Raw genomic sequence first — 19,235 nt, 5'->3', positions numbered from 1 at the left:
TATAACCTGCGTTAGATTGAGCAAACTTGAGTATTCAGGCACCTATTATGACAACCCGTATCAACGCCGATTTTACCCAAAGAGTGGTAGTCCGCCCGGAGCAGTATGAGTGGGTAGCCTCACCGATGCCCGGTGTTGAACGCATGATGCTGGACCGGATTGGAGACGAGGTTGCGAGAGCTACCTCGATTGTTCGCTACGCACCAAACAGTGCATTCTCACCCCACATCCACTCGGGTGGTGAAGAATTCCTGGTGCTGGAAGGCGTCTTTTCCGATGAACACCGGGACTATGGCAAAGGCAGTTACGTACGCAACCCAATCGGCACCTCCCATACACCGAAAATTGGCGCAGACGGCGCGACCATTTTCGTCAAGCTGCATCAATTCGACGAAGCCGATAAAGAACAGAAGGTAATCGAAACCAGTACGCAACCCTGGCTTCCGGGGCTGGTAGGCGGACTGCAAGTTATGCCCCTGCACGAATACGGTACCGAGCGTGTTGCGCTGGTAAAGTGGGCTCCCAATACGCAATTCAACAGCCACCAACACTGGGGTGGTGAAGAAATTTTCGTAATTGAGGGCACCTTTCACGACGAGCACGGCAGCTATCCGGCAGGCTCCTGGTTGCGAAGCCCGCACTTCAGCCGGCATACCCCGTTTACGAAAGAGGATGGCGCGCTGATCTATGTGAAGACTGGGCACTTACCGTCATAAGCAGTAAAAACTTAACTGGTTAAAAACGTTCGCATTGGTTTTCTTGCTTCAAGTATTCAGCTGGCGGAGAGAATAGATACTGGCCGTTACTATCTCTCCGTTTTCTGTTTTTACCGTAATCTCAATGCGCTCGTACTCGCTGCCTTCAAACTCATCTAGCATTATCCAATACGCAGATAGCTCTTCGGACGACAATAAGAACCCCTGAACCTCCTCGCCATCTTCACCGTCCTGAACGGGCACAAATCCGGGAAAGCCCAGCTCGGCACCCCAACCCTCGTATTGCAACTTCCCCTTTGCAGTAGCCGCCTCCCAGATTCCGGGTATGACCTCGACCACGTGATGATTCTTTCTTCCCGGCCCCAGAGAACCATAAATAAATAATCTTTCCATTCAGCCGCGTCTCCCGATATGCCCACAATGCGTTTCAACTCGCTATTGGCAATTTACACAGAATCTTAGCGAGCATCTGGCGCTGGCCCACACACTCATCTGAAACCAATATAGATCCTGATCACCTGCGCCAAGACTGACCAATCAGTCAAATATACATACGGAAAATATAAATTTCGGCAGGCTGATGACCGCCAATCAACGTAAATCTATTGGCTAATCGAAGACATCGCTTGTGGACATATAGTCGACAGTAGCCAATAAAAAAATGGTGATATGATCACCGCGCACAAAACAAATAATTAGGTTTCAACATGCCACGTTGGTTGAAGCAGCTTGCCGCTGCAGTATTCATTTTGGTGCTTGCGATCGGCACCTTCGTCACCTTTACCCTGCGCGCGAGCCTGCCAACACTCGACGGCGAGATTACGGTGAGCTCAGGTCTCGGCGCCCCGGCGACATTGGCGCGTGACGACAAGGGCATCGCGGTGATTACCGCGGCCAACCGACTGGATGCCGCCTATGCGATGGGCTTTGCCCACGGGCAGGACCGTTTCTTCCAAATGGACCTGGCATCCCGTCTCGCCAGCGGTGAGCTCGCAGAGCTGTTTGGCAACATCGCGGTTGAAGCCGACATGAAATATCGCGTGCACCAGCTGCGTCGCCGCGCCGATGAAGCGCTCGCGCAGATCCCCGCTGTGGATCGCGCCATCCTGGATATCTACGCCGAGGGTGTGAATGCGGGACTCGCCAGTCTCGGCAGCAAGCCTTTCGAGTATCACTTGCTGCGTGTCGAGCCCAAACAGTGGTCTCCCACCGAGTCCATGCTGGTATCCATGTCGATGTTCATCCAGATGACCGGCAAGCTGGCGCAATCGGATTACGCCCGGGACCTGCTGCTGCGCGCCGGCGGTGAAACCTTACTGGAATTCATCCAGCCCCAGGGTACCCAATGGGATACCGCGATTGATGGCACCAAGTATGCAACGCCGGCAATCCCGTCTGAGGCCACCTTTGCGATTAACGGTACGAGTGAGCCCAGCGAGACCAACGAGCTGGCCGCCGTATCCCCCGAACCTGGCCCCATGAACGGCTCCAACAGCTGGGCCATCAGTGGCGCCAAGACCAGCCACGGTGGTGCGCTGCTATCCAACGACCCACACCTGGGTATGGCCATTCCCCATATCTGGTACCGCGTGCAGCTCAATTACACCAATGCCGCGGGCAATGCGGTGCACATGAACGGCGTGAGCTTTCCCGGTATGCCGGCCATGGCCATCGGCACCAATGGCAACGTCGCCTGGAGCATGACCAACTCGGCGGGTGACTGGGCCGACTACATCGTGCTGGACCACGATGAAACCCACTACAAAGCCCCCCAGGGCCGCCTAGCATTCGATCGCCAGACCGAAACCATCCTTGTCAAAGGCGAAGAGCCGCTGACACTGGAGATCGACAACACCATCTGGGGCCCTGCCGTCTCACTGGAAGATGGACAGCGCGCGGCCTACCGCTGGCTGGTACATCACGCGGAAGCATTGAACCCGCTGCCGTTCCTGAACCTGGACGATGCGGTGACCGCAGCAGAGGCTGCGGACATCGCCCACCGCTCCGGTATCAGCCCGTTTAACTTTGTGGTCGCGGACAGCGCAGGGGAAATCCTGTGGACGATTCTCGGCCGTATTCCCGAGCGCGGCAGCGTGCCGAGCGAGCGTCTGGTGCCCTGGCAGCAGGTGGACGATACCTGGCGCGGCTGGTTGCAGCCTGCGGACTACCCGATGATTACCAGCGAACAACTGGATTACATCTGGACCGCCAACAACCGCATTGTCGGGGACAAGATGCGCGACCAGATCGGACGCGGCACCTATGCCTTGGGCACCCGCGGCTGGTTGATCGAGCAGGATCTGATTGCCACCGAGCGCTTCGACGAACTGCGCATGACCGAAATGCTGCAGAACAACCGGGCGGAAACCGTCACCGGTTGGCGCGACCACCTGCTGAACTGGATGGAGCCGCTGCAAGACCTGTCCGCAGAAGAGCACGGCGCACTAACAGCCCTCACTGATTGGACCGCACGGGCAGCCGTTGACGATGTCGGCTACACCGTGGCGCGCGAATACCAGCGCGAATTCACCCGCGCAATGAACCGCGCGCTGCAGGAAACGCTGGTAAACAACGAAGTGATTTCTGCGGAACACGATGAGGTATGGCTGTTCAACAGTAACAGTGAGGGCGCGCTGGCCAAGATCCGCGACCAGCAACCAGCACACTGGCTACCTGAGGGCTTTGACAACTGGCTCGCGTTCCAGCGCTCGGTATTGCAATCGGTACTGTCCGAACTGGTTGAGAAACACGATGCCTTAGCGCAGGCAAACTGGGGCAAACACAACGCGCTGCAAATGCGCCACCCACTTTCCTCGGCGCTACCCGCGTTCCTCGGCGACCACCTGAATATGCCGGCGAGCGAACAGGCCGGTGACAGCTACATGCCGCTGGCACAGCGCCCCAAGCACGGCCAGTCGATGCGCTTTGTAGTAAGCCCGGGTAAAGAACAAGACGGCTTCCTGATTATGCCCGGCGGACAGAGTGGCCACCCACTTTCCGATTTCTATACCGCTGGCCACGCCGACTGGGTGAATGCAGAAAATACTCCGCTACTTCCGGGAGCGGTGATTCACACACTGACGCTTTCGCCGCAATAACTTGTACTTCAAGAAAGAGAAGTTCAGCCCAGCTCCTGGCCACCTAACGGTGGCGGAGCTGGCAGCCCCCTCCGCTGTCTATCGCCGCAAAAGGGCTATTGCAAGCCTGCTCCAATTATCCGTAATTCACTGTGTAAGAGACCTGCACAAATCCATTTGCGAGAACAGTCGCTCCCGCGTCGGATAAATCTATCCGCCGATCCAACCGACCAAACAATGGAATACCGGCGCCGAGTAACACCGGGGCTACCGAGATGATCATCTCGTTAATTAATTGCTTGTTAAGAAATGCGGTAATTGTGGTGCCACCATCGACATAGGCATGCTGCAACCCTCTCTCTTCGAGTTCCTGGATCAGCTGATCAATTTCACCCGAAAACATTTCGACTTTGCCGCGTAAATTCACTGGCGGCTCGGGTAATGTCTTGCTTAAAACAACGATCGGAATGTCACCATAGGGCCACTGTTCGGCAGACAGGTTCATGCTGGAAATGACTTCCATGCATTTGCGTCCCATGATCATGCAATCAACCGAGACCATAAAGGCACTGAACCCCGCGTCCGGGTTGTCGCTCATATCAGCGGCCTGATTGCCAGCCTCCTGCAGCCAATCGACGCCACCATCTTCTGTGGCAATGTAGCCGTCGGCACTGGTCGCAATAAACACGGAGCATTTCATAGGCTAACTCTCAATTGGCACTGGCAATACGTTTGCGATTGCTGGGCCAATAGTAGTTTCCCTGCGAATTCCCGCCACCTCAAAACACTCCGCTATAGCTCAATCGGCTTACATCCGTGGCAACCACATCCCCATGGTCGCAGCAAAGATGCCAATGGCCATAAAGATGGTCAGTGGTACCAAGGCGCCCACGAAAGCAACCTGGGTATGCTGCCGGGCAACAGGCTTTTGGCAATGGAAATACCATTCCAGCATGGCCAGCGGCAGTAGGTACTGCGCAAACCCCAGAAAGTACAGGAAAGGCCCGGTGAAAGATTTCCAGTCGATACCCCAGCCACCGGTGAGCATCGCCCACCCCATCAGCGCCACACGGAAGAACCATACCGCACTGGCCGCCATAAACAGCCGCAATGCCCAGCGGCGATGTTCGTTGAACCGGCCAGCCATTGCCGTGCGCAATGCCAGAAAGGCAAACACGAGTATCAGCACACCATCAATCGATATGGTGATCTGCGACATGAGGTTACCGATGGTGTGCCGGGTCCAGGTCATGTACAGGCCGGCAATACTGCTAATAACCGCGGCGAACAAGTAACTGCGCCCCAACCAACGGTGGAAATTCGGCGCAGAGCGGCGTACTGCGGGAATCAACTGCAGAGGTCCGCCGCCAATCACGATGACCGCCAAAAGCACGTGACTTACCGCTGCCAGATTGCCCAGCGTGTCCCCCTCGCGAAACCCTCCCGGCAGATGCAGTCCCTCGAGGCCGTGCAACCCGGACTGGGCAATGGGCGGATAAAAGACTGCCAGAATGTACACTACAAAAATCGCGTGGCCGATCGCTGCGGCAGTAAACCAGCTTTTTACCGTCAGGGTGACCGCCCGCCGGGCATCAAAGGGTTTGGGCAAGGAGGGGCTGAGCACAGCTTCGTTCATGGGGATTCTCCAGGTGTTTACATCTGGGTTGGGACTGAATGTGACTGCGAGCATGATCCTCTTCTGCAGGTCGCCACACATCCGCCAAAAGCGGGATTTTGATCTCCCCCAAAAGGAGGAGACGCACCCGTTGCCGACACCACCGCAAGGCTCATGACAGCTCCCCACGCCTGGTTTAGCATGCACAAATGAGATCGCGCCCCAACACACCAGCGTCGGACACCCCTGACACCTCTCACACCCATACAGAATTGCCCAAACGGCCGGTATGGCAGCCAATCCGTGGGCCCTTCGAGCGCTGGCCGTATTTAACCGATCTGTTGCTCGCCATACTCGCCTTGTTATTAACCTTGCTGTTGTGGTCGCGCACTGGCGATGTGCTCGCGCTACAAAGCCTGTGGGACGTGACGGCTTTCCAGTGCGGCTTCATAGGCTGCTTCGCCCTGCTGTGGCGCCGCACGCACCCCTGGCAGGTGCATGCGGTTGTGCTTGCCGCCATGCTGATGCTGGAGCTGGGCTTGCCCGCCGATGGCGTCGTCGCCCTGGCATTTTCTCTCTACGCACTCGGCCGCTATGAGGCGAATACTCGGGCCAGTTTCATTGGGGTCATTGCCGCCATCGTGTTTGTGGCGATCGACCAGAACACCGTGGTGCAACCCACAGCTGGCGGCACTGTGACGGTGATGTTGGTTTGGGCGCTGTGGTATATCGGTCGCCGACTGCGTTTTCGCGGCGAGTACCTGCGTTTACTGGAAGAGAGAGCGGATTACCTGGAACGCGAGCGCAACGCCGAGGCCGAACGCGCGGTGGCCGCGGAACGCACGCGTATCGCGCGCGAGATGCACGACGTGGTGGCGCATCAGGTCAGTCTGATGACGATTCAGGCCGGCGCTGCCAGAGCGATCAGTCGCAACAACCCGGAAGCTGCGAGTGAGGCGTTGGCCGCGGTGGAAACGGCAGGTCGCCAGGCCATGGCAGAAATGCGGGATTTACTCGGTGTGTTGCGCCCCGCCAGCGATGCAGCCGTCCTCACGCCACAACCGAGCCTGGATGATCTGACGGCCTTGATCGAAAAAGTACGCTTGGTAGTACCCAAGGTGGAATACGACAGGCAGGGTGATCTGGAATCGGTACCCACCAGTGTTTCGCTTGCCGCCTACCGCATTATTCAGGAGTCTTTGACCAACGTGGTTAAGCATGTCGGCTCGAAGGCCAGTGTGTACGTGAGCGTAAAGGCTGAAAAAGAATGTCTATCCATCCGCGTCTGCGACGATGGACACAGCCCCGCTGAGCCAAGCGGCGACACTAAATTTGGCGACGGACCTAGCACCGGACATGGTGTTACCGGTATGCGTGAGCGCGCAGAATTGCTCGGCGGCCATTTGCACGCCGATGTACTTGCTCAAGGCGGATTTGAAGTAGTCGCGCAATTACCCACTGCGACAGGGAGAAGATAATGTTGCGAGTCATGGTGGTGGATGATCAGGCCCTGGTGCGGCGTGGTTTTGCCCTGGTATTGGACAACGAGCCCGACATTGAAGTGGTCGCCGAGGCCGGCACCGGTGTGGAGGCGATCGAGGCCGCACGCACTCAGCAACCGGATGTTATTTTGATGGATATCCGTATGCCAGAGATGGATGGCCTGGAAGCCACCGCGCGCATCCTGGAAGCCGGCGACACAGCTTGCCGAGTCATCATCCTCACCACTTTCGATCCCGACGAATACGTGTTTCGCGCACTGCGCGCGGGCGCCAGTGGCTTTGTACTAAAAGACATCCCGCCGGAAGCACTCGTCGACGCGGTACGCACGGTTGCCGAGGGCGGTGCCATGCTTGCCCCCGGCATCACCCAGCGCCTAATCAGCCAGTTCGCGCAAAAGTTGGGAAGCGAACGCGACCTGGCCGAACGCCTGCAGCGGCTGACATCCCGCGAACGCGAAGTACTGACGGCAATCGCCGCGGGTAAAAGTAATGCCGAGATTGCCGAAACCCTGTTTATTGGTGCGGCCACGGTAAAAAGTCATGTCTCCAGCTTACTGTCAAAGCTGGGGCTACGTGATCGTGCCCAGGCAGTAGTCTTCGCTTACGAATGTGGCTTGGCGACCCCGGGGGAGCACGATGTCGGCTTTTAGCGCAACGCGCGATTCTCAGCGCAACGCGCTGTATAACCTCGCCGCAGTCGGTGCCGTGCTTCTCGGTTTGCTGCTGGTTCTCGGCGCCCGCGGACATTTTGTCGCCGTCTGGCCACTGCTATCCGACGACACAATTGGCATTTCCCGACGCTTGCTGCTGATATTACCCGGCGTGATGCTCGCCGGTACCGCCGCACTAAATTTACTACTGTGCAAATCGCTCTGGCAGCGGCGGGAGTACGCAATCAATCTGACGCTCGCCGCCAACCTGATTGCAGCAGTGTATTTAATTTACCTGATGATCCGCGGCGTGCCCGGGCATCCCATCGGCACCTTTCTCGCCTTGGAAACTTCCTTTGTCATCCTATTGGCAGGTATACGCTTGGGTCTGGTTTGGCCTGCGCTGGCGGATGTAGAAAAGCATTAAGCTACTTGTTGCGAAAGACATCGCGCACGTTTTCTTTTTTATTTATGCAAATAAAAAAGCCCCGCAGAGCGGGGCTTTTTCTTGACCGGTAATTTAACCGACCTCGGCGAGGTTACCTTTGCTTTCCAGCCACTGCTTGCGATCGCTCGCACGCTTTTTCGCCAGCAGCATATCCAGCAACTGGTTGCTGTCGTCACCAGACTCAATATACAGCTGCACCAGACGACGGGTGTTCGGGTCCATGGTGGTTTCGCGCAGCTGCAGCGGGTTCATTTCACCCAGCCCTTTGAATCGCGTCACCTGAATCTTGCCTTTCTTTTTCTCTGCCGCAATGCGGTCGAGAATGCCTTGGCGCTCGGCATCGTCGAGGGCGTAGTAGACGTCCTTGCCAATATCGATACGGAACAGAGGCGGCATAGCAACGTACACATGGCCGGCAGTAATCAGCGGGCGGAAGTGACGCAGGAACAGTGCGCACAACAGGGTGGCAATGTGCAGACCATCGGAGTCCGCATCCGCGAGGATGCAGATTTTGTTGTAGCGCAGGCCTTCCAGGTTGTCGCTACCCGGGTCCACGCCCAGCGCCACGGCAATATCGTGCACTTCCTGGCTGGCGAGGATTTCACTGGAGTCCACTTCCCAGGTATTCAGGATCTTACCGCGCAGCGGCATGATCGCCTGGAACTCGCGATCCCGCGCCTGCTTGGCGGAACCACCCGCGGAATCCCCCTCCACCAGGAAAAGTTCGGAGCGACTGGCGTCGCCACTGGAGCAGTCGGCGAGCTTGCCTGGCAGTGCTGGGCCCTGGGTGACTTTCTTGCGCGCAACCTTTTTCGCCGAGCGCAAACGCTTTTGTGCATTACTGATACACAGCTCGGCGAGTTTGTCGCCTTCTTCGGTGTGCTGGTTCAGCCACAGGCCGAACGCATCTTTGGCCACACCGGAGATAAATGCGGTGGCTTCACGGGAGCTCAACCGCTCCTTGGTCTGCCCGGAAAACTGCGGGTCGGCCAGCTTGGCGGAAAGTACGTAAGAGCACTGGTTCCAGATATCTTCCGGCCCCAGCTTTACCCCGCGGGGTAACAAGTTGCGGATTTCGCAGTACTCGCGCATGGCATCGAGCAGGCCTGCACGCAGGCCATTTACGTGGGTACCACCCTGCGCGGTGGGAATCAGGTTTACATAGGATTCGGCGGTAACTTCGCCACCTTCCGGCAGCCACTGCACCGCCCAATCGGCCGCTTCGGTTTCCGCCGCGAAGTTGCCCACGAACGGTTCCGCCGGCAGTACTTCCCAACCCTGGTTTGCGGCAGCAAGGTAATCCTTGAGGCCATCTTCATAAAACCACTGGTCGGACTCACCGTCCTGCTCGTTGATAAAGGTGACGCTTAGACCGGGACACAGTACCGCTTTGGCACGCAACAGGTGACGCAGGCGCGGTACCGAGAATTTGAAGGAGTCGAAATACTTCGGATCTGGCAGGAAACGTACGCTGGTGCCGGTGGTGCGCTTACCACACTCGCCCACCACTTCCAGATCAGACGCTTTTTCACCGTCCTGGAAACCAATTCGGTGAATCTTGCCGTCGCGCTGGATAGTAACCTCGAGCACTTTGGACAGGGCATTCACCACGGACACACCCACCCCGTGCAGGCCGCCGGAGAACTGGTAGTTGTTGTTGGAGAACTTACCACCGGCGTGCAGCGTCGACAGGATCACCTCGACACCGGGGCGCCCCTGTTCCGGGTGGATATCCACCGGCATACCGCGGCCATCATCACTCACCGAGATAGAGTGGTCCTTGTGCAACACCACTTCAATCTTTTTCGCGTGCCCGGCGAGGGCTTCATCGACACTGTTGTCGATCACTTCCTGGGCGAGGTGGTTGGGACGGGTGGTTTCGGTATACATCCCCGGGCGCTTTTTCACCGGGTCGAGTCCCGTCAATACCTCGATATCTTCTGCGGAGTAATTGGCCATAGATTTTGTTCGCCGTGGCCGGCGCCTACTGCTTGGGTGTTGTTATGGGTCTTGTTACAGGTTCTAAATGGGTGTCGTCAGCTATCTGCAAACAGGAAATCTAACAGCGGTGCCATATAGCGATCAAATCCCTGAAAGCTGTGATCGCCACCGTCCTCGACGGTCTGGCGCTGGCCCAGATAAAACTGCTCGGCTTCGCGGCAATCCAGGGTCTCATCACCGCGCTGGGCTAGCAGCCAGTAGCGGCCACCCAATGTGCCGGGGATTTCCGCCTCCAGACGCTGCATATTATCCACATCTTCGCACTGCAAGCGGTAGGTAAAATCCTCACCACTATAAGGCTTCAGGTCCTGGCCGATATAGTTCGGCATAAAGCGCGAAGGCGTCACCGCAGGGTTCACCACCACCGCCGGCAGCTTGTGCTGTTCCGCCAGCCAGGTGCTCCAGAAACCACCCATAGAGCTACCCACCAGTCCAATAGGCCCCTGGTGCTGTGCGGTGAAATCTGCCAGTGCCTTGCCCAACGCTGTGGCGGCCTGGGCCGGATAGGGCGAAATCAACGGCGCGTAGAACACAATATCCGGGCGGGTAGCCTGCAGCCACTGTTTCAGTTGCTGACATTTGAACGACTGCGGTGAAGACAGGAACCCGTGCAGGTAAACAAGCAAGGGGCGATCTTGGCTGGTTTGGGTATCAGATTGCGACATGCAGGGGATTATAACGATGCCGCCGGCAGATGTACCGGCGGCAGTCATCAGATCTCTTAGCGCAGGGATTCATCCAGGCTGGCAAAGGCGCGGCGCAGGTCCACTCGCATATCGTGCCAGAAGGTCACGTTATTGAAGCGCTCGAGGCGGCCACTGGGGCCGAGGCTGCCAAAGTTTTCGCCGATGTCGCGGCGGTCGCTGAAACGCATTACGGGGTTGCCGTTACTGTCGGTCAACTCGCCAGACAGTACACCGTGGGCACTCTGGGTGGTGTAGGTACGCCAGGGCGATACCAGGGGGTCGATGGGCGCACCGAGGGCAAAGCGGCTCAGGTCCAGCTGCATCACATAATCCGCTTCTGCGCGGTCGGCAACCAGCTGGCTCTGGCGGGGCTGCAGGAAGCGCTCGCTCAGGGTTTCACCCAGCAACTCCTGCAGCCTGAGCATGTCTTTATCGCGCAGCTCGTAGTCCTTGGCGCGCAGAGGCGAGGTCGTGCTGGGGTGACGCTTGGTGTACTCCACCGCAACCGGTTCGAGGTAAACCTTGGCGCCACTGAGATCGAAGGCAAACGCCGCACTGACACTATCGAGACCGGTTTTGCGGGGGAGAAGACCGTCCTGCTCATCCGCCTGCGACGCAACCGGGGTTTGCACACAACCGGCTACCAATACCGCGGCGACCAACAGGGAGAGAATGTATGAATAACGTTTCTGCATGGTGACCTCACTTCCTGATGAATGCGTTAGGGCTGCGGGACCGCCAGTCGTCGCCTTATAGCAGACCAATAGCTTCTCCGCTCGAATCCGGTACCACCAAACCGCGAATTCAGGTGCCATTTTATAATAGACAGCCGGCCGTGTAGTCATCAACGACAAGTTAAGAAGCGCAAAGGGGAGATTACTCTGTGCGCGAGAGAGAAGCCGGATCAGTATCCTGAGGAGGCCAGATCAACGCTGTATTCTGCGATGGCCACCCGCTCCACGCCGGTTTCATAACTGCCATCCTGGTGCAGGTCGAACCAGCGGTAACCGGGCATCTGGTCATCCACCGCAAACGGGCCACTGCCCGGGGTGAACTGCACCGAAGTGGAAGGGGTTGCATGCAGGCCGGTGCTGCCGAGGCGGTTGTCGTACTGCTGATGTACGTGCCCCCAGGTGATCGCACGCACGTTTGGCGCGCGGCGCACCAGCTCGATAAAGGCTTCGCAGCCTTCCCGCAGCATATGGCCGTCAATCCAATGGCTGCCCACCGGCACCGGCTGATGGTGCATCATCAGCAGCAGGTGGGAGTCGCTGTGGCTGGCGATCAGCTGTTCGATACGGGCGAGTTCCTCGGTGCTGAAGCCGCCGCAGATTTGTCCGGGCACACTGGTATCCAGCAACAGTAACCGCCAGTTACCAAGCTCAACAACTTCCGGGCGGCGCTGGGGCGCCAGTTGATCCATACGTTGCGGGTTGTCGTGATTACCAGGAATCCAGTACCAGGGCGAGGTCACCCGCTGCATCTTGTGCAAAAAGCGGCGGTAAGCGGCCTCGGAGCTGTTGGCAGACACGTCGCCGGTCACCACCATTACTTCGGGTGGCACAGCGCCGCCCTCGAGGACCGAGAGAACTTCGTCCAGGGTGTGGCCGGTATCCAGACCGAGCAACTGATAATCAGGCCGGCCGCCAATATGGGGGTCGGTAATCTGGATCAGTCGATGTACTGTTTCTGGATGGTTACTCACTATCTCACCTTGCCGATACGTCCGTGTCTGCCTGCTATTCCTTTTTGCTATACGGCAGCCCGGCTTACTCGGACTTGCCGTTAATACCAGCCGGAAGCGTAAACTCCGCACGGGCATTTGCCAGGCAGTGGGCCAACCATTCACTTAAATAACGGTTGACCTGTTGGCGTTCATCTTCGTTATGCATGGCCGGGTTCGGGTAGCGGAAGTTCAATCCGTCACCCCCAACGGGCCCTTGTCCATTCACCGCAACCACTTCCGCCATACGCGCATCGTGATATAGACGCACGGTAATCGGGGGCGGAGTCAGCCAACCATCACCTCGATCGCTCGAAGCCGCCATCGAGGCACGCAAGCTGACCTCGGTGGTGTAGCGACTGCGCTCCAGCACCGCCATTTCCAGGGTCCCCTGGGGCATCTGGTAGCGCCAGTGTTGATTGGTCGCGAGCTCCGGCATTAACTTGCACAGGCGCAGATAGTTCGCATCGCAATCTGCGTGATAAGTGGTCAGGTCCACGCGATAGCGCTCTCGACCACCGCCTACTTGAGCCCCCCGGGCCTTGCCTGTGGGCGCCACAGTTTGCCGTCGGCCTGTGTCTGCCGGTACTGCCATTATCGACACTCCTGTTGTGTTCTCGCCGTGACTCAGCTCTCAATTTGTCTGCGACAAATGTAAATTGCGGCTACCGCACCCACAGCCTGGGCAAAAACCACCCAAGACACGGCCTGTACGTGTAGTTTCCATCACATTCGAAACGAAAAAGTGACCATTCACTAGCTTGGCACCATACGCCACACCTGGCTATTTGAGATTCGCTATCGACCTGAGCAGACTCAAACGTGACTTAAAGTCCGGAACGGTTCCCATAGCTCAACGCAACCGTTCCCGGTTCAGTTGCAGCCACTGCAGACTAATGATGCTGGCCGCATTGTCGATGGCACTGTCACCGCTATCCACGGCCGTCATCACTGTCGCCAGCGGGAATACCCGCAGACGAATATCCTCATGCTCGTCGGCCAACCCGAACAGCCCCTCACGGTCGCGCAGGTCTACGCAGGCGCAAAACAGGTGCATGCGCTCACAGGTGCCGCCGGGACTGGGCAGGTAACTGCGGATAAAGTGCAGTTCCTGTGCAGTGACACCAGCCTCTTCCTGCAACTCGCGGCGGGCCACATCTTCCAGTGACTCACCCTCTTCCACCATGCCGGCAACCACTTCCAAGCACCAGGGGCCGGTTTCGCGCTCCAGCGCGCCGATGCGGAACTGCTCAGTCAGCGCCACCAACTGGTGCTCGGGGTCATACAGCAGCACGCCAACCGCGTCGCCACGCACAAACAGTTCCCGCTCCATCTCTGCACCCCAGCCACCACGAAAGAGGCGGTGGCGCAGACGCAGTTTGTCCAGTTTGAAAAAGCCGTCGTAAACACTTTTACGCTCAACAATATCCACCGCGCCCCGGGTAAATTGCGGGCGCAGGTCCTTGTTATCACTCATTCACTTCATTCCTTGGAAAATCTTACGACCTGGATCAGTCGTAACCTACATCTGTGTAGGGAGGAAAACGCGCCAGAATCTGGTTAGCTTCTTCACGCAGGCGGAACAGTTGCTGTTCCGGCGCCTGGTGTCGAGCGGCGCTCGAGGGCATGGATCCGCGCCACAGCGGCGCATTTTCTGGAGACAACACATCCACAATCAGGGTGGTCTCGCGGTATTCACGCACTCTCAGCGGCGGACGCCAGCCGAAACCAAAGTAGCCATAGCCGCCATAGAGGGAAAAGGGATCTTCGTGTACCGCGACCTTATCGGCGCTAAATAACTGCACCCGCACCAGGAAATCCGCGCTCTCACGGCTATCGGCGGGCTGGTAACGCCCTTTTAGAACTTCGTCCACCGCCTGACTGGCGCGCTTGCTTTCAAACGGAGACACAGGGCCATTGGCGAGGGTATCCAACAGGTGGTAGCTGCGCAGGTTGGCAAACTTGAAATTGGGGTCGTAATCCACCGCCACTGGGTTTGGCGCAGCACAGCCACCGAGAATTAGGGCCGCAATCAGCCCCAAAGTGACTGTGGTAAGAGATTTTCGCAAAAAAGCCATGTTTTCTCCCGATCGTTCAGTGAGAGTACCGGCGTCCTTGCCGAAACGTTATTGGAATTGGGTATGAGCAAATGCTACCGCAAACGGCTGGAGTTTATCCCCAATCAGGCCGCTGGCGGCAGGTCCCTGAGCAGCTCGCCCACCGCATTGTTCAAAATCCGCTGGCGCTCATTCTTGTCTTCCGGACGCGCCATCAGCTTGGTAGCACTGCCGCCCCAGATCGGCATGCCGTTTTGTGGGCCAATACCCACAGACAAGGTCACGCGCGGCGCGCCGCTGCGATCCGGCAACTCGACCACACCGCGCTGGGCGTTGCTGTCGAACTGGGCATCCCAGCTTTCATTCTTATCGTCGCTGGCAAACTCTTCTTCCACTACCGCTACCTGGTAGTCCACCACCATTTGCGCATCTTCGGGCCTCGCTACCTGCATGTAGCCTTTCGACAACATCAACGCGCTCACCGCCTGGCGCAGCTCGGTATCCAGCTCAACCAGCTGTGCCGGTGCGCCAGAGTCGGCACTCAATGCCTCGGTACCCCAGGCGTAGGTTTGAAAACTCACCGGTGCCGCTTGCGGCTGGATACGCTCGATCTTGGTGGGCGTGCCACACCCTGCGAGTCCAACCAGCAGGAACAGCCCGATCAGAAGGGTGGAAATGGTTTTGCGCATCGATTCTTCCTTGGATACGTTCTTAAATACGTTGCCAGACCCGGGCTTGGATCCGTTTTCAGCGTTTCGATCGCAAACCCGGCTATTTGAAGCTGTCTTCCAGAGCTGGGTAGAGCTCGATTTTCGGGCTCCACAGCAGCCACTCATCTTCCGGCTTACCGTATAACGGATAGTGACTGCCGGATTCTACCTCACGCCCCATTTCCGGGTTATTGGGGGTAGCAAAGGCTATTCCACCCGCCAGCAGGGACTGCGTGGATTCCGTGTGCACATCGAGCCCGGTCTTCAGGCCAAAATTCACGTCTACGCCGCTGGCATTCCAGAACCTTGAGTGCTCGCGCACCAGCGTACGGAAATGAGGCTCAATATAAACATAGATGTAAACCCGGTCCGCCAGTTCCCCGAGCTGATAGCCAGTTACCTGCCCGACCTTCACCTGGCGGTAATACACTGGGCTGCCACGATTGAGCGAGCCTCGCCGCGGCGCGTTCAGGATCAGAGCCAGGCCCGGCATCATCATAGTATCCGCGAGGTCGGGCTCTGGCTTGGCGGACATCGCAACAAACTCGGTCTGCGGGTCGTTGCCGTTACCCGGGTCTAATTCGAGGTAGGGGCCGGTCACCAGGGTTTCCAAATTGCTCACCCCGTCGAGTCCCAGCTTCGGCCCCACTACCCACACCCGGGTGCCCGTACGCGCGAAGCGCTCTGCGCGGCGGTACAAACGCGCCCGCGCACGCACGCCATCCATTTCCAGCGTCAGGCGCATACGGGTTATTTCTCCTACCTGAATCCCTCGGTAGCGCAGTGGCGCACCGACCTTCAGGCCCTCATCACCTTGCAGATCGATGTAGATATTAATCCCCTCCTCCTGTGCGTCATCGCGGCTGCGATAGAGGCGGAAGTTATCACCATTGCGGGCACGCTCGGCATTTTTACTGTGGTGGGGGCCGGTGCCAAAGGCAATGCCGCCGCGCACCACGGACAGCAGGGAGTCGGTTTCCACCTCGATCCCTTCCTGCAGGCTGGCACTGGCGCGCACCCCGCTGACATTCCAGAAACGACTATCGCTATTCACCAGGTGCGCATAGGGCGGGTCGATCACGATGTATACCTCGACCCCGGAGCCGTCGGGCATCAGCGACATACCCTGCACCTTGCCCACTTCCACATGGCGGTAATACACCGCTGCGCCTCGCTGCAGCGAACCGGTGCTGCGCGCGGTCAGGGTGAGATGCAACCCGGGCACACGAGGGTCGCGCTGTGGCGGTTTTGACGCCGCGCTGAAGGTACGCACCGAGCGCTTGCCCTTGCGCAGGTCCACTTCGATGCGATTGCCTTTCAACAGGTCGTTGACCCCGGACGTAAAATCCAGGGTAGGCGGTGCCAGCCAGAAGCGGGTGTTTTCGCTAAGCAGGTCATCGGTAATCGGGTCCATCAGTACCTCCACCGACATCCCCTCGATATCGGGCTTGGCCTTTACCCGGCTCACTTCACCGACCTTGATACCCTCGTAAATTACTTCGGTGGCACCCTCCGACAGGCTCACCCCGCGATCAAAATTCAGAGTAACGGGAATACCTGCATCGGCCGCGGCAAAGTTTTTATAGAGTTTGAAGGCATTGCCATCCACCGCCTCTGGCGAGTGACGCTGGGCATCCGGGGTATAAAAGCTGACGCCGCCGGCAATAAGTGAAGCGAGGGATTCCAGCTCCACGTTCACGCCGCCAATACCACCCTGAATCGAAATCCCCGAGGTATTCCAGAAGCGGCTGCCGCGACGCACCAGGTGTGCATATGGACGGCGGATAAACAGGCTGATCTCCACCTCGCTGGCATCGTCGGTCAGCTGGTAATTCTCAACCTTGCCCACCTCCAGCTGGCGGTAGTACACCGGCGAACCGCGATTTAACGAGGCGAGACGTGGAGATTTCAGAGTGACACGGAGACCGTCACCGCGCACGTAGGTGGGCGGCTCCGTCACCGCAACGAAGTGTTTCTGCGCGGGACCACTGCCCGGCTCGATCGCAATAAAATTGCCCGACACCAGCGCCTCAAGGCCGCGCACCCCGGTAAGGGAGACCTCTGGCTTCACCAGCCAGAATTTACTGCCACGGGTAAGCAGGTAGGCCGCGCTGTGGTTAAAGCGGACTTCGGCAATCACACCGTCCTGTCCATCCAGCTCCTTGGCACTGGGCACCAGACGGAAATCCTCCACCACACCGATCTCCACCCCGGAGTACTTCACCACGGTTTTGCCCTTGACCAGGCCATCACCACTGGAAAACAGAATGGTCGCTTTGATATCGCCCTGGGTGAAATCTTCGTACAGAAGCCAGACGGCGATCGCCGCGGCAATCAGCGGCAACAGCCACACGAGCGAAATACCGCGACTGCGGCGCGCCACCCCTGCGGGCGGTACGTCGTAATCCATCGGCGATTCGCTCATCCAAACTCCCTGTACTTGCTAAGTAGCTATCCAGCTATAGGGTTTAAAGCTGCTGACCCGAAGGCGCCGACTGCGCGGCGGACTCGGTCTTTTTCGATTCGTACACATCCCACACCAGCCGCGGATCAAACGCGCGCACCGCAAACATGGTGACGATCACCACCGTGGCGAATGCCGTACTGCCTGGCCCTGCTGCCACTTCCGCAATCGCGCCCATATCCACAAGCGCCACCAGAATCGAGATCATAAATAGATCCAGCAGTGACCAGCGGCCAATGGCGCTCACCACCCGGTAAATACGCATGGACTGGCGCGGCGGCACATTGAGGCGCAACTGCACCACCAGGCATAAAATCACCAGCCCTACCAGTTTCATCACCGGCACTGCGATACTCGCGATAAACACAATCAGCGCAATACCCCAAAAACCTGCGTGGTATAACTCGAACACGCCAGAGATTATCGTGCTGGGGTCGCCGGCGCCGAGGTAAATCACCGTCATCACCGGCAGCACATTGGCCGGAATTAGCAACAGCGCGCCGGTGATGGTCAGCGCCCAGGTCAACATCAGACTCGCTTCTACCCGGCCGTGCATGCGCGCCCCACAGCGGGGACAAAAGCAGGTGTGGGTAGCGGGTTTCACGCGCACCAGCTGGCGACACCCCAGACACGTCCAGAAACCATGAGACAGTGCGCGGGCGGGTCGGTTCACGCGACCCCCTCCCCCGAGCCCTGCTCAGGATCGTCGTCTGCATCGTCCTCCGGCTCCACCACCGGCTTGCGCGGAATCTGGGCGTGGCGGGCAAGTCGCGCCCACACAGTTTCGGCATCGAACGATACCGTCGTCGCGCTGGAAATGACCATCATCGCCGCAAAACAGTAGAGACCTGGCTCAATCGTCATCTTTCCCAGGTCCGACATCTTCACCAAGGCCACCAGGATGCCCAACATATACACATCGAGCATCCCCCATTCCTGCAAATGGTGGTACCAGCGCAGCGCTTTTGCCACTGGCTTCGCCATGCTGCCCCAGGCGCTGCCCCAACAAATAAATCCCAATAGTAAAAACTTGGCTAACGGTGCCAGCACACTGCAAAACAGCACGATAGAGGCAAGCCAGATATAACCCGCCGCAAATAGGGCCATAACCCCATTCATCAGGGTGTTTTCGGCGCCAAATGAAAATAACGAAAATTCAATGAGAGGCAGTGTTGCGGTGGGAATAAACAGCAACAACCCCGTCAGGCTCAGCGCAGCCGTATGCGCCACACTGCGATACATGTTGCGATGCAGCACTGCGCCACAACAGGGGCACTGCAGCCGCTGGCCCACTGGCGCGTGGGAGCGCGTCAGCAACAGGTCGCACTGATGGCAGGCCCGCTTCCAGACCACCTCGTGCAATTCAGGCTGCTCTTCGTGCCGAGAAAACTGCTCCATGTCCCGCCTTTACTGATTCCTCACACTCGGCCCCGCCCTAACCGGAGATACATTTTCACCGGTATACGGGCGGTTTATGTACTCCCTGCATCCAATTGGCGACATTGTCGCGTCAGATGGAGCGGAAACGACGTAAAGCCCGCTGAAAGGCTCGAAATTGGTCACTGGACGCACATTCGCGTCCGTTT

19 protein-coding genes are annotated in these 19,235 nt (G+C 58.0%); 5 read left to right on the top strand and 14 right to left on the bottom strand.

Annotated elements, in window-relative coordinates:
• The first annotated feature begins 47 nt into the window (after window positions 1-47).
• Window positions 48-716: a cupin domain-containing protein gene (locus KUV22_RS07285; protein ID WP_222229766.1), complete on the top strand. Its 669-nt coding sequence runs from the start codon at window positions 48-50 to the stop codon at window positions 714-716.
• Window positions 717-764: 48 nt separating this feature from the next.
• Here KUV22_RS07285 and KUV22_RS07280 read toward each other — a convergent pair whose 3' ends face one another.
• Window positions 765-1,109, bottom strand: a complete 345-nt coding sequence (locus KUV22_RS07280; protein WP_222229764.1) for a gamma-glutamylcyclotransferase family protein — start codon at window positions 1,107-1,109, stop codon at window positions 765-767.
• 314 nt (window positions 1,110-1,423) lie between these two features.
• On the opposite strand from KUV22_RS07280, the gene KUV22_RS07275 reads away from it, so the two are divergent.
• Window positions 1,424-3,814 carry a penicillin acylase family protein gene (locus KUV22_RS07275; RefSeq protein ID WP_222229761.1) on the top strand — a complete coding sequence of 797 codons (2,391 nt, stop codon included), beginning with the start codon at window positions 1,424-1,426 and terminating at the stop codon, window positions 3,812-3,814.
• A gap of 115 nt (window positions 3,815-3,929) precedes the next feature.
• On the opposite strand, the gene KUV22_RS07270 is transcribed toward KUV22_RS07275, so the two are convergent.
• The gene (locus tag KUV22_RS07270; protein WP_222229760.1) at window positions 3,930-4,493 is read right to left on the bottom strand and encodes a dihydrofolate reductase family protein; all 564 of its coding nucleotides are present in this window, start codon (window positions 4,491-4,493) and stop codon (window positions 3,930-3,932) included.
• Window positions 4,494-4,601: 108 nt separating this feature from the next.
• Window positions 4,602-5,429 carry a DUF2306 domain-containing protein gene (locus tag KUV22_RS07265; protein ID WP_222229759.1) on the bottom strand — a complete coding sequence of 276 codons (828 nt, stop codon included), beginning with the start codon at window positions 5,427-5,429 and terminating at the stop codon, window positions 4,602-4,604.
• A gap of 188 nt (window positions 5,430-5,617) precedes the next feature.
• Here KUV22_RS07265 and KUV22_RS07260 point away from each other — a divergent pair, with 188 nt between their 5' ends.
• From KUV22_RS07260 to KUV22_RS07250, 3 genes are read left to right on the top strand one after another with little or no spacing between them, the layout of a single operon-like run.
• Entirely contained in the window at window positions 5,618-6,886 is a 1,269-nt protein-coding gene (locus tag KUV22_RS07260) for a sensor histidine kinase (protein WP_222229757.1), read from the top strand.
• Window positions 6,886-7,560 carry a response regulator gene (locus KUV22_RS07255; RefSeq protein WP_222229755.1) on the top strand — a complete coding sequence of 225 codons (675 nt, stop codon included), beginning with the start codon at window positions 6,886-6,888 and terminating at the stop codon, window positions 7,558-7,560. Before KUV22_RS07260 ends, KUV22_RS07255 begins: the two co-directional genes overlap by 1 nt.
• On the top strand, window positions 7,547-7,987 hold the full coding sequence (locus tag KUV22_RS07250) for a hypothetical protein (protein WP_222229753.1): 441 nt from the start codon (window positions 7,547-7,549) through the stop codon (window positions 7,985-7,987). Before KUV22_RS07255 ends, KUV22_RS07250 begins: the two co-directional genes overlap by 14 nt.
• Before the next feature lie 93 nt (window positions 7,988-8,080).
• On the opposite strand, the gene parE is transcribed toward KUV22_RS07250, so the two are convergent.
• The 11 genes from parE to KUV22_RS07195 form a co-directional block, all read right to left on the bottom strand.
• Window positions 8,081-9,967 carry a DNA topoisomerase IV subunit B gene (parE, locus tag KUV22_RS07245; RefSeq protein ID WP_222229751.1) on the bottom strand — a complete coding sequence of 629 codons (1,887 nt, stop codon included), beginning with the start codon at window positions 9,965-9,967 and terminating at the stop codon, window positions 8,081-8,083.
• Window positions 9,968-10,044: 77 nt separating this feature from the next.
• Window positions 10,045-10,722, bottom strand: a complete 678-nt coding sequence (locus KUV22_RS07240) for a YqiA/YcfP family alpha/beta fold hydrolase (RefSeq protein WP_222229749.1) — start codon at window positions 10,720-10,722, stop codon at window positions 10,045-10,047.
• Window positions 10,723-10,730: 8 nt separating this feature from the next.
• On the bottom strand, window positions 10,731-11,390 hold the full coding sequence (locus KUV22_RS07235) for a hypothetical protein (RefSeq protein WP_222229748.1): 660 nt from the start codon (window positions 11,388-11,390) through the stop codon (window positions 10,731-10,733).
• A 209-nt stretch (window positions 11,391-11,599) separates the two neighbouring features.
• Entirely contained in the window at window positions 11,600-12,400 is an 801-nt protein-coding gene (locus KUV22_RS07230; RefSeq protein ID WP_222229747.1) for a metallophosphoesterase, read from the bottom strand.
• A gap of 64 nt (window positions 12,401-12,464) precedes the next feature.
• Entirely contained in the window at window positions 12,465-13,013 is a 549-nt protein-coding gene (locus KUV22_RS07225) for a DUF1249 domain-containing protein (protein ID WP_222229746.1), read from the bottom strand.
• 258 nt (window positions 13,014-13,271) lie between these two features.
• A complete protein-coding gene (locus tag KUV22_RS07220) occupies window positions 13,272-13,895 on the bottom strand; it encodes an NUDIX domain-containing protein (protein WP_222229745.1) in 624 nt (207 codons plus the stop codon).
• 34 nt (window positions 13,896-13,929) lie between these two features.
• On the bottom strand, window positions 13,930-14,496 hold the full coding sequence (locus KUV22_RS07215) for a DUF4136 domain-containing protein (RefSeq protein ID WP_222229744.1): 567 nt from the start codon (window positions 14,494-14,496) through the stop codon (window positions 13,930-13,932).
• Window positions 14,497-14,600: 104 nt separating this feature from the next.
• On the bottom strand, window positions 14,601-15,164 hold the full coding sequence (locus tag KUV22_RS07210) for a DUF4136 domain-containing protein (RefSeq protein ID WP_222229743.1): 564 nt from the start codon (window positions 15,162-15,164) through the stop codon (window positions 14,601-14,603).
• An 82-nt stretch (window positions 15,165-15,246) separates the two neighbouring features.
• Window positions 15,247-17,610 carry a PqiB family protein gene (locus tag KUV22_RS07205; protein ID WP_222229742.1) on the bottom strand — a complete coding sequence of 788 codons (2,364 nt, stop codon included), beginning with the start codon at window positions 17,608-17,610 and terminating at the stop codon, window positions 15,247-15,249.
• A gap of 43 nt (window positions 17,611-17,653) precedes the next feature.
• Window positions 17,654-18,322, bottom strand: a complete 669-nt coding sequence (locus KUV22_RS07200) for a paraquat-inducible protein A (protein ID WP_315856886.1) — start codon at window positions 18,320-18,322, stop codon at window positions 17,654-17,656.
• On the bottom strand, window positions 18,319-19,047 hold the full coding sequence (locus KUV22_RS07195) for a paraquat-inducible protein A (RefSeq protein WP_222229741.1): 729 nt from the start codon (window positions 19,045-19,047) through the stop codon (window positions 18,319-18,321). Before KUV22_RS07195 ends, KUV22_RS07200 begins: the two co-directional genes overlap by 4 nt.
• Window positions 19,048-19,235: the final 188 nt, after the last annotated feature.

Source organism: Microbulbifer agarilyticus, assembly GCF_019800665.1.
Lineage (GTDB): Bacteria > Pseudomonadota > Gammaproteobacteria > Pseudomonadales > Cellvibrionaceae > Microbulbifer > Microbulbifer agarilyticus_C.
This window is presented reverse-complemented; position numbering and strand designations above follow the sequence as displayed.